16 protein-coding genes are annotated in these 14104 nt (G+C 54.9%); 10 read left to right on the forward strand and 6 right to left on the reverse strand.

Annotated features, from left to right (window positions below):
• Positions 1–61 precede the first annotated feature (61 nt).
• The 10 genes from ACXJJX_RS03970 to ACXJJX_RS04015 all read left to right on the forward strand — a co-directional run bounded on the left by ACXJJX_RS03970 (position 62) and on the right by ACXJJX_RS04015 (position 9503).
• Positions 62–817 carry a septal ring lytic transglycosylase RlpA family protein gene (locus ACXJJX_RS03970; protein WP_456432336.1) on the forward strand — a complete coding sequence of 252 codons (756 nt, stop codon included), beginning with the start codon at positions 62–64 and terminating at the stop codon, positions 815–817.
• A gap of 80 nt (positions 818–897) precedes the next feature.
• Entirely contained in the window at positions 898–1920 is a 1023-nt protein-coding gene (recA, locus tag ACXJJX_RS03975; RefSeq protein WP_456432398.1) for a recombinase RecA, read from the forward strand.
• Positions 1921–1965: 45 nt separating this feature from the next.
• A complete protein-coding gene (gene alaS / locus ACXJJX_RS03980; RefSeq protein WP_456432338.1) occupies positions 1966–4611 on the forward strand; it encodes an alanine--tRNA ligase in 2646 nt (881 codons plus the stop codon).
• A gap of 54 nt (positions 4612–4665) precedes the next feature.
• Entirely contained in the window at positions 4666–5205 is a 540-nt protein-coding gene (locus ACXJJX_RS03985; protein WP_456432340.1) for a YbhB/YbcL family Raf kinase inhibitor-like protein, read from the forward strand.
• 39 nt (positions 5206–5244) lie between these two features.
• Positions 5245–5526 (forward strand): hypothetical protein, encoded by a 282-nt coding sequence (locus ACXJJX_RS03990; RefSeq protein ID WP_456432342.1) that lies wholly within the window; start codon positions 5245–5247, stop codon positions 5524–5526.
• Entirely contained in the window at positions 5527–6318 is a 792-nt protein-coding gene (locus ACXJJX_RS03995) for an ATP-grasp domain-containing protein (protein WP_456432344.1), read from the forward strand. It abuts the gene before it with no gap.
• 25 nt (positions 6319–6343) lie between these two features.
• Entirely contained in the window at positions 6344–7135 is a 792-nt protein-coding gene (locus ACXJJX_RS04000) for a ParA family protein (protein ID WP_456432346.1), read from the forward strand.
• Positions 7110–7985 carry a ParB/RepB/Spo0J family partition protein gene (locus ACXJJX_RS04005; RefSeq protein ID WP_456432348.1) on the forward strand — a complete coding sequence of 292 codons (876 nt, stop codon included), beginning with the start codon at positions 7110–7112 and terminating at the stop codon, positions 7983–7985. The genes ACXJJX_RS04000 and ACXJJX_RS04005 overlap by 26 nt, the downstream gene beginning before the upstream one ends.
• Positions 7970–8476, forward strand: a complete 507-nt coding sequence (locus tag ACXJJX_RS04010; protein WP_456432350.1) for an NYN domain-containing protein — start codon at positions 7970–7972, stop codon at positions 8474–8476. The genes ACXJJX_RS04005 and ACXJJX_RS04010 overlap by 16 nt, the downstream gene beginning before the upstream one ends.
• Position 8477: 1 nt before the next feature.
• Positions 8478–9503, forward strand: coding sequence for a radical SAM protein (locus ACXJJX_RS04015; RefSeq protein ID WP_456432352.1), 1026 nt, complete (start codon positions 8478–8480; stop codon positions 9501–9503).
• On the opposite strand, the gene ACXJJX_RS04020 is transcribed toward ACXJJX_RS04015, so the two are convergent.
• Genes ACXJJX_RS04020 through ACXJJX_RS04045 form a run of 6 tightly spaced genes read right to left on the reverse strand, consistent with a single transcriptional unit; the run spans position 9500 to position 14084 of the window.
• The gene (locus tag ACXJJX_RS04020) at positions 9500–10198 is read right to left on the reverse strand and encodes a DUF429 domain-containing protein (RefSeq protein WP_456432354.1); all 699 of its coding nucleotides are present in this window, start codon (positions 10196–10198) and stop codon (positions 9500–9502) included. The genes ACXJJX_RS04015 and ACXJJX_RS04020 overlap by 4 nt on opposite strands.
• A complete protein-coding gene (locus ACXJJX_RS04025) occupies positions 10195–11604 on the reverse strand; it encodes a beta-barrel assembly-enhancing protease (protein WP_456432356.1) in 1410 nt (469 codons plus the stop codon). The genes ACXJJX_RS04020 and ACXJJX_RS04025 overlap by 4 nt, the downstream gene beginning before the upstream one ends.
• The gene (locus tag ACXJJX_RS04030; protein WP_456432358.1) at positions 11589–11930 is read right to left on the reverse strand and encodes a DUF190 domain-containing protein; all 342 of its coding nucleotides are present in this window, start codon (positions 11928–11930) and stop codon (positions 11589–11591) included. The genes ACXJJX_RS04025 and ACXJJX_RS04030 overlap by 16 nt, the downstream gene beginning before the upstream one ends.
• A gap of 2 nt (positions 11931–11932) precedes the next feature.
• Entirely contained in the window at positions 11933–12679 is a 747-nt protein-coding gene (locus tag ACXJJX_RS04035; protein WP_456432360.1) for a UPF0280 family protein, read from the reverse strand.
• On the reverse strand, positions 12676–13242 hold the full coding sequence (locus ACXJJX_RS04040; RefSeq protein WP_456432362.1) for a FumA C-terminus/TtdB family hydratase beta subunit: 567 nt from the start codon (positions 13240–13242) through the stop codon (positions 12676–12678). Before ACXJJX_RS04040 ends, ACXJJX_RS04035 begins: the two co-directional genes overlap by 4 nt.
• A gap of 5 nt (positions 13243–13247) precedes the next feature.
• Positions 13248–14084 carry a fumarate hydratase gene (locus ACXJJX_RS04045; RefSeq protein WP_456432364.1) on the reverse strand — a complete coding sequence of 279 codons (837 nt, stop codon included), beginning with the start codon at positions 14082–14084 and terminating at the stop codon, positions 13248–13250.
• Positions 14085–14104 lie beyond the last annotated feature (20 nt).

Consider the following 14104-nt stretch of genomic DNA (forward strand, 5'->3'; position numbering starts at 1 on the left):
CCAAAATATTTCTCCATTTTGGGCTTGTCTATAGAGACTAGGGCCTTTAGAGTATTTTTTCGTGCGACAGGTGCCTCTGGGTCTCCTTTTGCTGGCCTTTCTTCTGGCAGGTTGTGCCCCTAGGCTTACTTATATCCCCTCCCCTCCAGGGCCAAAACCTCCAGCCACTCAGAGACCTTACACCGTAGGCGGCAAAACCTACTACCCTCTTCCCTCCTCCCGGGGCTTCGTCGAAGTGGGGCTGGCCAGTTGGTATGGCCCTGGCTTTCATGGACGGCGCACGGCCAACGGCGAACGTTACAACATGTACGAGTTTACCGCCGCCCACAAGACCCTACCCATGAACACCTACGTCTTGGTAACCAACCTGGAAAACGGCCGTCAGACCGTGGTCCGCATCAACGATCGCGGCCCTTTTGTTAAAGGACGCATTATTGATCTTTCCTACGCCGCTGCTAGGGCCCTGGGGATGCACAGAAAAGGGCTTGCCCGAGTTCGGTTGGTGGCCCTCGGAGAAGGCCATGAGATCAAGACTGCCCGGGGCCCGAAGATCGTCTTCGACAAGATCCCGGATCTTTCTCGGGGACGATTCTACGTTCAGGTCGGAGCCTTCCGTTCTCTTAAAAATGCCCGGCGTTTTCGCCGAGAGCTTCAGCGGCTCTATCCCCGGGTAGAGATAGTCCGATACCAAAACGAAAAAGGAGAGCTCTTTTATCGGGTTCAGATCTTTGCCGCAACCACCTATAAAGCCGCTAAGAGATTCGAGGCCATTCTTGAAGCTACAGGATTTCCCGGGGCCTTTGTAGTCGCCCGATAGGGCCTGTGGCCAATAGGGCCAGTTGGTGGTAAAAAAATGGAAATTCCCCATTAATCAAAAGGAGGTCTTTCATGGCGCCGATGGACAGAAAGAAGGCCATGGAGCTGGCCATCTCCCAGATAGAAAAGCAATTCGGCAAGGGGGCCATCATGCGCCTGGGGGAAGGGGGGCGGGTGGCCGAGGTGCCGGTAGTCTCTACCGGTTCTCTGGGCCTAGATATTGCCACCGGCATTGGAGGTATCCCCCGGGGGCGAATCACGGAGATCTTCGGCCCTGAGTCCTCAGGCAAAACCACCCTGGCCCTTCACGCCATTGCTGAAGCCCAGAAGGCCGGAGGGACGGCTGCCTTCATTGACGCCGAACACGCCCTTGATGTCTCTTACGCTGAAAGACTGGGGGTCAATCTCAACGATCTTCTTATCTCCCAGCCGGACACCGGTGAGCAGGCCCTGGAGATTGCCGAAGTTCTGACCCGCTCCGGAGCAGTGGACATCATCGTCATTGACTCCGTAGCCGCCCTGGTCCCCCGGGCTGAGCTGGAGGGAGACATGGGCGAGATGCAAGTGGGCCTTCAGGCCCGGCTTATGTCCCAGGCCCTGCGCAAACTAACTGCGGCCATTAACCGCTCCAAGACCGCCGTAGTTTTTATCAACCAGATAAGGATGAAGATCGGAGGCTTTGGCTACGGAACGCCGGAGACTACTACTGGGGGTAATGCCCTTAAATTTTACGCCACCATGCGTTTTGATATCCGGCGCATCGGAGCCATCAAAGACGGAACCGAATCCATCGGAAACCGCACTCGGGTCAAAATCGTCAAGAACAAGCTGGCTCCTCCCTTTAAGGAGGCCGAATTCGACATCTATTACGGAGAGGGCATCTCCCGGACGGCCGAGATCCTCGACCTGGGAGTGGCTATGGGGATCATCGACAAGGCTGGATCTTGGTACTCCTACGAAGGAGAACGTCTTGGCCAGGGAAGAGAAGCTGTCCGGCGCCATCTGAAGGAAAACCCTGAGCTTGCCGCAGAGATCGAAGAAAAGATTCGCCTCTCCGGAGGACTCAAACCGAAGAAGACCGAGGCCGAGACTGCTCAAGGCTAAACCTGATCTCTCCACAGATGTGTCAAATCAAGAGGGAGGTTGGTAGTGAAAATCCTTAAAGGTGCGGATATACGTCGTCTTTTCCTGGAGTTCTTTGCCGAACGGGGCCACGAGATCGTCCCTAGCTCTCCCCTTATCCCAGCCGAGGATCCCACCCTGCTCTTTACCAATGCCGGCATGGTCCAGTTTAAGAGGGTCTTTCTGGGGCAGGAGAAGCGGAGTTATTGCCGGGCGGCCTCCTGTCAGAAGTGTGTTCGGGCCGGCGGCAAACACAATGATCTTGAAAACGTCGGCTATACAGCCAGACATCACACCTTCTTTGAGATGCTGGGAAACTTTTCCTTTGGTGATTATTTCAAGGCAGAGGCCATCAAATATGCCTGGGACTTCCTGACTGAAATCCTGGAGCTGCCCAAAGACCGCCTTTGGGTGACTGTCTTCCGCGAGGATGAGGAAGCCGCCAAGCTCTGGACCGAGATCGCCAAAGTCCCCCCGGAGAGGATCATCCCCTTGGGAGAAAAGGATAATTTCTGGTCCATGGGGGAGACCGGTCCCTGTGGCCCCTGTTCGGAGATCATCTTTGATCAAGGACCGGAGGTTGGTTGTCAGCGACCTGAGTGCGCCGTGGGTTGCGACTGTGACCGATATCTGGAGATCTGGAACCTAGTCTTTATGCAGTACAACCGGACCAATGAAGGCCGACTCGAACCTCTCCCCAGGCCTTCCATCGACACGGGCATGGGCCTTGAACGGATCACCGCCACTGTTCAGGGCAAAAGAAGTAACTACGAAAGTGACCTCTTCGCCGGTCTGTTGAAAAAACTGGAGATCCTCTCCGGCCATCGTTATGGCCAAGAGGAAAGGCTCGATGTAGCCATGCGGGTCATCGCCGATCATAGCCGGGCAGCAGCTTTCCTCATTGCCGATGGGGTTCTCCCCTCAAACGAAGGGCGAGGCTATGTTCTTAGGAGAATAATCCGTCGGGCGGCTCGGTTCGGAAAACTCCTCTCACTCTCAAGTCCCTTCTTGCCCGAGACGGCCGCTGTCGTGATCTCCGAGATGGGGGAAACCTATCCCGAGCTTCACCAGAACCAGACCACTATTGAAAAGGTCCTTGAATACGAAGAGGAGCGTTTTGGCGAGACCCTGGAATTTGGCCTAAAACTCCTCTCTGAAGAGATAGAGAACCTGAAGAAAAGGGGAGAAAAGACCATCCCCGGAGAGTTTATTTTTAGGCTCTATGATACCTACGGGTTCCCTTACGACATTGTGCGCGACATGGCCCTGGAACAGGGACTGACTCTGGACATGGAAGGCTTCTCCCGACAGATGGAAAAACAGCGGGCCCGGAGCCGAGCCGCCCGAAAGGAGAGAGATCTTCTGGCCGCAGAGATCTACCAGGAACTGGCCCAGAAAGGCCAGGGAAGTCGCTTTGTCGGCTATGAGACCACCCGAGTCCGGAGCCGGCTCTTAGCCATCGTCAAAAAGGGCCTGCCCCAAGATTCTGCCCGTGAGGGCGAAGAGGTGGAGCTGGTCTTTGAAAAAACCCCTTTTTATGGGGAGGCCGGTGGTCAGGTGGGAGACACCGGCCTTATTGTCGGCCCCAGTGGCCGGGGCCGGGTAAAGAACACCGTCCGGGTAGGAGACGTCTTTGTCCACCAGGCCCAGATAGAAGAAGGGCTCCTGCACTGTGGAGAAGAATACGAACTAACCGTCTTGGTTGACCGACGCCAGGCCATTGCCTGCAATCACACGGCCACCCACCTTCTCCACGCCGCCCTCCGGGCAGTATTAGGAGGGCATGTCAAGCAGGCCGGGAGTCTAGTGGCCCCGGATAGACTCCGCTTTGACTTCACCCATTTTGAGGCCCTCTCCTTAGAACAACTTTTTGCCATTGAAGACTTAGTCAACGAGAAGATCCGCCAAGATCTTCCCGTGGAAGTGGAGCATCTCTCTCTAAAAGAGGCCCTTGCCCGAGGGGCCATGGCCCTTTTTGGGGAAAAATACGGCGAGACTGTCCGCCTAGTTTCCATCCCTGGCTTTTCCCAGGAGCTCTGTGGGGGAACCCACGTCAGACGAACAGGGGAAATTGGCCTCTTTAAGATCATCTCCGAGGCCAGCGTGGCCTCGGGCACCAGACGCATCGAAGCCGTTACCGCCAAAGCAGCCATTGACTTTATCCACAACTTAGAAAGGGAACGCCTGAGGCTCTCAGCCCTTCTTAAGACCTCTCCAAAAGAGATTACCAGTCGAGTGGAAAGGCTTCTTAACGAACTCAAGGAACTTGAGCGAAAGATCGAACACCTGGCCACCCAAGGGGCCGCCCTTGATATCGACCGGGAGATTGCTGCCGCCCCGGTGGTCGCCGGAGTCAAGGTGGTCAGCACCAAAGTGCCATTAGATGATCCTAAACTCCTCCGGGAGATGGGAGATCGTTTTCGAGACAAACTGGGATCAGGGGTGGTCGTCCTTGGGGCCGAGGCCCGAGGCAAGGCCCACCTATTGGTAATGGTTACCCAGGATCTTACTTCTCGGCTTAAGGCCGGGGAAATTATCCGAGAGCTAGCCCAAATTGTTGGCGGCGGAGGGGGCGGGCGTCCAGAGATGGCCCAGGCTGGAGGCCCGGAGGTAGCCAAACTCCCCGAAGCCCTCAAAAAGGCCTCAGAGGTCATCGAGAAAAGGCTTTCTTAAAAGGTCAAAAATTTTTTGCCCTTTGTGAAGAAAGGTTTTATATTGAGTTGATCCATGAGGTGGATTTGTTTCTTGACGGTGGCCATTTTTACCCTCGGCTTTTGGCCGGCCCATGGAGGTGAGGCCATGAAGATCTCTTCAGAGGCTTTTGGAGACGGAGGCCGAATCCCCACCAAATACGTCATGATCCCTGCCGGCGGGGAGAACCTTTCGCCTCCCCTCTCCTGGGAAGGAGCCCCTCCAGGGACAAAATCCTTTGCCTTGTCCTGTGTGGATCCCCACCCCATTGCTAGAAATTGGGTTCACTGGCTGGTAATAAACATCCCGGCCTCGGTCCACCATCTCCCTGAAGGGGCCTCTGGTCGGGCGATGCCCCCGGAAGCAAAGGAACTTAAGAATTCTTTTGGCTTTGTTGGCTACGGTGGCCCCCAACCGCCACCGGGCACAGGCGACCATCCCTATGTTTTTACCATCTACGCCCTTTCAACCGAAGACCTTGATCTGCCAGAAGACATCAATCTGGAGGGTTTTTTAGGGGCTATTGAGCCTTATGTCCTCGACAAAACAAGCCTTACCGGTTACTACAGTCAATAATAAGGTCAACAGGAGCATATACCACGCAAGGGGCACAGGATGAAGAAGGTCACCAACAATGTCACTCGTCGTATTAAATGTAAGCTTCTTCCGGGCAATCTGACCATGCGGGTCGTTTGTCCGGACTGTGGTAACGATACTGACTTCTATGAAGTGGCCGAAAACGTGATTATGACCACCCACTACATCCAGAACGAAGACGGAAGTTTCACCCCGGTCAGCGATGATTCCCAAGTGATTGGTGAGGTTCGTCTCTACTGTGGCCACTGTAATGCTGACCTCACCAAGTATCACCGGCGCTTTATGGAAATGCTCTTTTAGATGTCATCCCCCCGGGTCATTTCCTCTAACAAGGATTTCCGGAAACACTACCACGACCTTACCCGGGGGGACCTCATCATCGGAATCCTCAATCTCAGCCCCTGCGAAGAAACCCTTTTCGTGGATCTCATCAGCCGGGGGGTAACCTTTGTTCCTTCTGCCTTGAGCCAACTACTTTCTAAATCCAAGACCCTCCAGACCCGGATCTACCAAGACATGATGCTTCCAAGGACCAAGGTCATTCGCAATCGTTATGATCTCATCCAGGCCATAAACGAATACCAGGAAGCTCGGGTAGAAAAGGTGATTACCAAGCTTGATCGGGCCAACTGTGGTCTGGGTATCCATATATGGGGACACGTGGAAGAAGTCTATAACCAAGCCTGCTTTGGAGGCCTGAACTATCCTTTTGTCCTCCAGCCCTTTGTTCCCGGGATAAGAGACATCCGAGTAATCATTCTCGGTGACTATATCGAGGCCTACTGGCGCTATAATCCAGTAAATTTCCGGAACAATCTCTATCACGGAGGCCGTTCTGGGCCTTATGAACTTCGAGAAGAAGAGCTCTCTTTCTGCCACCAGGCCATGGAAAGAGGAGGGTTCCCTTATGCTCATCTGGATCTCATGCTCCTGGCCTCGGGTGATTTCTATCTCTCGGAGATCAGCCTCCGTGGCGGCCTTAAGGGGGCTTTAATCAGCAAAGAGGAGTACCGTCGCCGAATAGAGGCTATTCATCAGGCTTATGCTCAAAGACATCTCTCTTTCTTTGCTTCCTCATCTCGGGTAGAGTAGTCAAAAACGTTCCACGTGAAACACCGTGCGCACCTTTGCCATCGCCAATCAAAAAGGGGGGGTTGGTAAGACAACTACAGCGGTCAACCTGGCCGCTGGGCTGGCCATCTTGGGCAAAAAGGTCCTTCTGGTGGATGCTGATCCCCAGGGAAACGCCAGCAGCGGCCTGGGGGCAGATCGAAAATCCCTGAATGGCCACCTCTACCATCTCCTTGTTAACCGCTGCCGTCCCCAAGAACTCCTTCAAGAAACCGAAATCCCGGGACTTTTCTTGATTCCGGCCCGGATTGATCTCATCGGGGCCGAAGCAGAGCTCCTCGGTTTTAAGGGACGCGAACGCCGGCTGGCTACGGGCCTTTCCAAGCTCTATGGAGACTTTGACTACTGCCTGATCGACTGCCCACCCTCTCTGGGGCTTTTGACCATAAACGGCCTTTCGGCGGCCCACGGGGTGATCATTCCCCTTCAGTGTGAATACTACGCTCTAGAGGGCTTGGGGCTCCTGGTTCAGACCATCCGTCGGGTCAAACAAACCATTAATCCCCGGCTCTTCATCCAGGGGCTGGTGCTCACTATGTATGATGGTCGCAATCGCCTCACGCACCAAGTACGTCAAGAGGTAACAGCCCACTTTGGCCAGCTCGTCTACCAGACCGTCATTCCCCGCAATGTCCGATTGAGCGAGGCCCCCAGTCATGGTAAGCCTATTTTTCTCTATGACGTTCATTCCCGAGGAGCCATGGCCTATCTTGAGCTGGCCAAAGAGTTTCTCAAAAGGGAGTTGATCCGGCGTGAAAAAAAGAAAGCCTCTGGGTAAAGGCCTTGATGCCCTGTTGCCCTCAGAAGAGATTTTTGGCCCCCAACCTCAAGAAAACTACTTTCTCTGCCCTCTGGAGGCCATCAGGCCCAATCCTTACCAACCTCGCAAGCGTCTGGATGAGAAGGCCCTTGAAGGACTAGCTGCCTCCATCAGGCAAAAGGGCTTGATTCAACCTCTAGTCGTCCGAGAGATCTCTCCCGGAGCCTATGAGCTCATAGCCGGGGAGAGGCGCTGGCGAGCCGCTCAGCTGGCCGGCCTTGAGCGGGTACCAGTGGTCATCAAGGACGTCTCCCCAGCCGAGGTCATGGAATTGGCCCTGATAGAAAATATCCAGCGGGCAGACCTCAACCCCCTGGAAGAGGCAGAGGCTTATGCCCGACTGATAGAAGAATTTGGTCTCACCCAGGAGGAGGTGGCCAGGCGGGTGGGTAAAGATCGCTCCACCATAGCCAATTTTCTCCGACTCCTCAAACTCCCAGAATACCTGAAGGAAGACCTGCTTGAAGGCCGCCTTTCTATGGGACATACTCGGGCCCTTCTGGCTGTGGACGATCCGGACAGACAACGGTCCCTCCGGGACCAAGCGATAAAAAAGGGGCTTTCTGTCCGCCAACTGGAGCAACTCATCCGCAGAGAGGCCTCCCGAGCTGCCCCAAGGGCCTCTGAAGATCCCAATCTCCGGGCCCTCACCGAAGAACTGTCTCGAATCCTAGGCTCCCGGGTACAGATCATTTCCGGCAGAAAGAAGGGACGCCTCCTTATCGAATTTCATTCTCCAGAAGAACTCTCCCGGATCATCGACCGGCTTCGGTCTTTGGGAGGTGAAGCCAGTTGGGAATCCATATAATTGTTGACGGCTACAATCTTATCCGCCAGTCCCCACAGCTGCGAGCGGCTGAAGCCGAAGCCATAGAAAGTGGCCGGGAGGCCTTGCTTGAGCTCCTCTGGCGTTACAAGAAGGTCAAGGGGCATCAGATCACCGTGGTCTTTGATGCCTGGGGTTCCCCAGAGGCCAAACGCCAGAGGCAGATCATAAGGGGTATCAGGGTGATCTACTCCCGAGCAGGAGAACGAGCCGATGAGGTTATCAAAGAGATGGCCAAAAGAGAAAGAGAACGGGCAGTAGTGGTCACCTCTGATCGGGAGATCCGCCAGTATGCCGAAAGATTTGGGGCGGCGAGTATCTCCTCCCCAGAGTTTGAGGCCCGCCTGGAGATGGCCATCTACTTTGATCTCAAAGGCCTAGAAGAGGAAGACGAAGGCCTTTCGCACCCTCCTAGAGGGAAAAAGCTCCCTAAAAAGCAGCGACGCCAACAGGCCCGATTACGAAAACTCTAAAATGCCTTATTATCTACGAGCTATAGATTCCGGCGGCATAATCCTCAGCTATCGATGCCAGTGCGCCTGCCGCCACTGCCTCTATGCCGGGGGGCCTCAATGGCCTGACTGGATGACCCCAGAGGACCTGGAGGAACTTCTTCGGGGGATAAAGCGGGTCTGGAAACACCCCCGGGGAATTCATCTGGCCGGGGGAGAGCCATTTTTGAATTTTGATCTTCTCCTTTTTGCTGTCAGCAAGACCCAAGAGTTGGGGCTTTTTTTGGAATATGTAGAGACCAATGGTGGCTGGGCCATAGATGAAGAGCGAGGCCGGGAACAACTTCGTCTTCTCAAAGAGGCCGGTCTGGAACGGATACTTATCAGTGTAAGCCCCTTTCATGCAGAGACCATTCCCCTCAAGGTCTCCCTTAAGGCCATCGAAATAGCCCAATCCATCCTAGGCCCAGAAAATGTCATCGTTTACCTACCCCAATTCATTGACATTATCTCCCGGTTTGACAGAGAACATCCGGTGAAGCTCTCCGACTATCTGAAGCGGTTCGGGCGGCACCAGACTGGACGTATCTTTTTTAAGGGCTACGGCCTCATTTCAGGAGGACGGGCCGGTATCCTTCTGGGAGGGCTGGTCGAACAACATCCCCTCCATCACTTTGCCGGGCAGAACTGCCTTCAGGAGATCATCTTCTCCCGCCATGCCCATTTTGACCCTTATCGAAATTACATTCCTCTTTTCTGTGGCGGGCTGTCATTGGGTCGATTCGATGATCTTTACCACTTTGTCAGGAATTTTGACGGAGAAGACCGCCCCTTGATAAAGATCCTTCTTGAATCCGGTCCATATGGACTAGCTAAGATGGCTATGAACGACTATGGCTTTGAACCTCAAGAAAAGGGCTATGTAGGCAAGTGCCACCTCTGCGTCGAGGTAAGACGTCATCTTGTCGCCCAGGGAGCGAATTTTCCGGATCTGGCCCCTCAGGCCTTCTATAAACACCTTCTTGACCGGCCACCCCTCTGCCCCTAGAACCAAATAGCCATCTGTTGGCCGCAACCATCCTTAAGGGGCCTTGAAGGAAGGCAGCGGGCCCGGTTGCGGGCAATCCGCCAGGCCGTCCAGAGGGCTGCAAAGGCATCGAGGAGATCATCAACCGTCGCCCCGGAAGGAGCGGCCTCAAGAGACCGGGGGGGAAAGATTCCTGTTGCCGCCAGAATCTGGCGGCGCCTCAGACGGCCCCCCTTGCACCTCTTAGATTCCCCAAGGGGGGCAAGGGCCATGGCCCAAAAGGAGACCTCTGGATGGACCTCATAGAGAAAAACTCCCGGTCGCAAGAAAGGGATCAGCTCATCGACTTCCCGTATCCGACAGAGAAGATTATAGGCTTGTCGGTTAAGACTTCCCCCGCTTAAGCGGCGGGCCTCTTGATAGTCTCGAGCCTTAAGGGCCGACCGCAGAGGAGGGCTAAAGACGCTGCTTGCCCGCGGATGGCCAAGGAGCCTGCGGGCCAAACGATCAGCCGGCCGCCCGCCAGGAGAGGGATCGTCAAGGAGGCCCACCGGGATATCGATGGCCACCGTGGCCGGGGGGCTTAAGGTTAGAAGAACATCCCTAAGGGAAAGGACCACCTTGAGGGAGAGGCCCTCAAGGACCGAAGGGCCCTTAAGGATAGCCTGAGCGACCAACCATCCTTGTCGGCAGGCATCTATTCCCAGAAGCCTCACCGCTTATGGTGCCCCTTTTTCTCTGAAGGAGTCTCTTTAGTGGCGGTCTTAAGAATTCGGGTCACCTCCTTGGCCAGAGGATCATCGCTGGTCAGAAGGCGGGCGGCCTTCTGATAGTGATAAATGGCCGTGGGCAGATCTCCTCGAGTCTTATAGTAGCGGGCAAAATAGAAGTGAGACCGACCTTCCTGACCAAGGGAGGCATAGGCCCAGCCCAGACGATAGTAGATCTCACTGTTTTCAGGAAGCCGCTTAGAGAGCTCCTCAAGGATATCGATGGCTTCTTTCTCCTGGCCCACTTGGGCCAGGGCCTTGGCCAAGTTAAGCCGGGCCAAAAGATCCAAAGGATAGCGTTCCGTGTAAGGTTTGAGGATTCTGATGGCATCCTGGTATCTGGCCCCTTCAAGATAGGCCTGTCCCAGATCGGCCAGGAGCTCCTCCCTCTGGGGTAGAAGCTCTACAGAGACTTTAAGCTCTTTGATGGCCCGGCGGTACTGTTTGGCCTTAAGAAGAGCCAAACCTAAACCATAGTGGAGTAAAGGATCATCTGCATTGTCAATCAGCTCCCGTTCGTAGCGAGCAATAAGTTGGTATGGATCGTGGGTTAAGACCCGGACCCTCATCTGAACCCGCCGTAGCTCAAAAGGATCACGGGAGACAATCCTTCGGGGAGGGAAATTCTCGATGAGGGATTCAAGGTAGGTCAGACGTTCACTGCTCCCCGGATGGGTGAGGAGGTAACTGGGGACATTGTCAGAGACCAGCCAACGATGGCGCTGCATCTTCTTAAGAATGCTGATAAGGCCTCGCGGATCGTAGCCCGAGGCCAGGATGTACTCGTAGCCAACCCGATCGGCCTCCTCTTCATCGGTCCGGCTGTATTTCAGGGCCATGGTCGTCGCCAAGGCGCTACTGGTAGAAAGAAGCACTGATCCCGTCTGACCCTTGCCTAAAAAGACCCCGGCAATGGCTACGGCGGCAGTGGCCAGATTGAGCCTAGTGAGCTTTTCGATCCTTTTGGCTACATGACGACACTGGACATGGGCAAACTCATGGGCCAGGACATCGGCCAGCTCATCTTCGCTATCAAGGACCTCAAGGAGCCCTGTATGGACAAAGACCAAACCTCCCGGAGCAGCAAAGGCGTTAAGGCTACGGTCCTTAACAACAAAGAAGCGATAGCGAAAATAGCGAGGCTTGACATGGGCCAAGACCCGGCGGCCAACCTTCTCCACATAGCCGACAATTACTGGATCATGCACCAAGGTAAAACGGGCCTCGACCTGCTCAAGGATCTTTCCCCCAAGCTGGCGCTCCTCAGGGATAGAAAGCATCCCATAGGCTAACGGGGCAAAAATCACAAGGATAAGAAGGGCGAGAAACGAAGACCTTAGCGTTCGGGACATTGACTACATTTTATCACGTCCACATCTGAGGTCACTATTAAGCCCTTGGTGACCATGGCCTCAAGCTCTGGAAGAATCTCTTCAAGGATCTCTTCCCTTTCGATGATGTCTATCATAATAGGTAAGGCCTCATGGAGTCTCAGGATCTTTATGGAATGAAAGACCCCATCGGCCCCATAGCCAGCAATCCCCCGGAAGAGGGTCACCCCCGAGACCTTGTGTTTAAAGAGAAATTTGACTATGGCCTCATAGACTGGTTGGCCTTGATAACGATCGCCTTCATCAACATAAATAGTCAATCGTTTGGCCTTACCCTTGACAAGCATGTTCACCTCCGGCTTAAGGGGACCAGCTCTACGGCCTCACCTCGGGCCCCGATCCGATCCCCAACAATGACCACCACTCCCAGAAGACCCGGAATATTCAGGCTTTCTTCCAGGATCTTGGGGATATCAGCAGTCTTGCGGACTAGGTTGCCAATGGCCGTGGCCGCAGCATCAGCTAAAGCTGCTTCTTTGGCCAGAACGGTCACAGCCTCAGCCTGCCCCAGAGACAAAGAATGGCCGATTCGCCCCGAGGATGTACAGACCGAAAGGGGCATAAGGTCGGCTGGAATGCGAAGGCCAAGACGACCTGTAAAGGGAGAGGACCCTGCATAGATAGCCACCACAGCCTCTCGACGGCCGTTTAAAAAGCAGTCTCCTCCGTTTTCTACCAGAATCTCTTGGGTCCATCCCTCCTCAATCGCCTCTCTAGCCACGGCCTCGGCAATGGCTCCAGCCACGGCTGCCATGGGGCCGACACCAGCGGCCTGAGCAGCCTTGAGCATATTTCTAACCACAGGTGGGGCCAGAGGATCCTCTGGGAGAGGGAGAAGAGTCTTTAAAAAGACCGGATTTTCTCGAATATAGGCCTCGATCTGGCCTCTTAAGCGGATTACAACGCCGGTGATCTGGCTGGTCAGCTCCCTTTCGGCCAAGATGAAGAGATCCGTCTCCTTAACAATCACCCGAAAGGAGACCAGATCTGGACGCTGGATCCAGCCTCGATAAAAGCGTTCCTTGGCCTCCCTCAAGACTGCCACCTTTGTCGGGCCATCTGGTAATAATCCCTGCCGGCCAGATCGTTGATGACTACTGCCGGAAAACGTTCCACCTCCAGAAGATAAAGGGCCTCTGGGCCAAGCTCAGCAAAGGCCAGGACCCGAGCCGCCTTGATGCAGCCAGAAAGATAGGCCCCAGCTCCCCCAATGGCGGCCAGATAGACCACCTGATACCTGAGCATAGCCTCCCGGACTTCAGCCCCCCGGGGCCCCTTTCCCATAGTGGCCACAATCCCCATCTCTAACAGTCTGGGGGTATAGGAATCCATCCGATAGCTGGTAGTCGGCCCGGCCGAGCCAATGGGGCGTCCGGGAGGCGCCGGGGTAGGACCAACGTAGTAGATAAGCTGACCGGAAGGATCAAAGGGCAGGGACCTTCCCTGATCGAGGACTTCCAACAGCCTCCGGTGGGTTTGATCCCGTCCGGCCAAGATAGCTCCGGAGATAAAGATCCAGTCCCCAGCCACCAGATCCTTAAGGTCATCTCGATCTTCAAGGGGAAAAAGAAGTTCTTTTTTGACGGGTAAATCGATCATTGCCTTCACAGATCAATACTTTTAAGCCGGGCCGCATGACACTGGATGTTTACCGCTACCGGCAGGCTGGCAATATGACAGGGGGCCAGCTCCACGTGAGCTGAAAGGGCCGTCACCCGACCACCAAAACCAAGAGGACCAATACCTAGAGCATTGACCTGGTGGAGGATCTCTTCCTCTAGCTGAGCAACGTCTTCCCTGGGATGGCGGCTCCCCAGTGGTCTCAAAAGGGCCTTTTTGGCTAAAAGGGCCGCATATTCAAAATCCCCCCCCAGCCCAATTCCAATAGTCACCGGGGGGCAGGGATTGGCGCCGGCAGCCGAAACCGTCTCAACCACAAAGTCTATGATGCCCTGTCGGCCGGCAGAAGGCGGGAGCATCTTGATAGCGCTCATGTTCTCACTACCACAGCCTTTGGGAAGGAAAGTCAAGGTGAGGTCCTCTCCCGGAACCATCTCCAGATGGACCACAGCTGGAGTATTATCACCGGTATTTTCTCTGGTCAGCGGATCGGCCACCGAGCCCCGCAGAAGGCCCTCTTTATAACCTTTGGCTACCCCCTCGTGGATGGCCTGGTAAAGATCTCCTTCCAGGCGAACTTCTCTTCCCAGTCGGACGAAGACCACCGCCACCCCGGTATCTTGGCAGAGGGGTAGGCGGTTCTTCTTGGCCAGATGGGCGTTTTCCAGGAGGATCGAAAGGGCCAGACGACCCGTGGCTGACTCCTCCCTTCTGAGGGCCCCCTGAAGGGCCTTCTCTACAGAAGAAGGCAACTCCACATTGGCCTCCCTAGCCAGACAGGCCACTGCCTCGGAGATTTCCTGATGCCGGATAAGTCTCATTTCTTGTTGGTTAACAAAAA

The organism is Thermosulfuriphilus sp. (assembly GCF_054026695.1).

What these genes read in the sequence shown, in the direction of transcription:
- recA (WP_456432398.1), top strand. Translation starts at nt 898, where the DNA reads ATGGACAGAAAGAAGGCCATGGAGCTGGCCATCTCCCAGATAGAAAAG.
- ACXJJX_RS03985 (WP_456432340.1), top strand. Translation starts at nt 4,666, where the DNA reads ATGAGGTGGATTTGTTTCTTGACGGTGGCCATTTTTACCCTCGGCTTT.
- ACXJJX_RS03990 (WP_456432342.1), top strand. Translation starts at nt 5,245, where the DNA reads ATGAAGAAGGTCACCAACAATGTCACTCGTCGTATTAAATGTAAGCTT.
- ACXJJX_RS03995 (WP_456432344.1), top strand. Translation starts at nt 5,527, where the DNA reads ATGTCATCCCCCCGGGTCATTTCCTCTAACAAGGATTTCCGGAAACAC.
- ACXJJX_RS04015 (WP_456432352.1), top strand. Translation starts at nt 8,478, where the DNA reads ATGCCTTATTATCTACGAGCTATAGATTCCGGCGGCATAATCCTCAGC.
- ACXJJX_RS04025 (WP_456432356.1), bottom strand. Translation starts at nt 11,604, where the DNA reads ATGTCCCGAACGCTAAGGTCTTCGTTTCTCGCCCTTCTTATCCTTGTG.
- ACXJJX_RS04030 (WP_456432358.1), bottom strand. Translation starts at nt 11,930, where the DNA reads ATGCTTGTCAAGGGTAAGGCCAAACGATTGACTATTTATGTTGATGAA.
- ACXJJX_RS04040 (WP_456432362.1), bottom strand. Translation starts at nt 13,242, where the DNA reads ATGATCGATTTACCCGTCAAAAAAGAACTTCTTTTTCCCCTTGAAGAT.
- ACXJJX_RS04045 (WP_456432364.1), bottom strand. Translation starts at nt 14,084, where the DNA reads ATGAGACTTATCCGGCATCAGGAAATCTCCGAGGCAGTGGCCTGTCTG.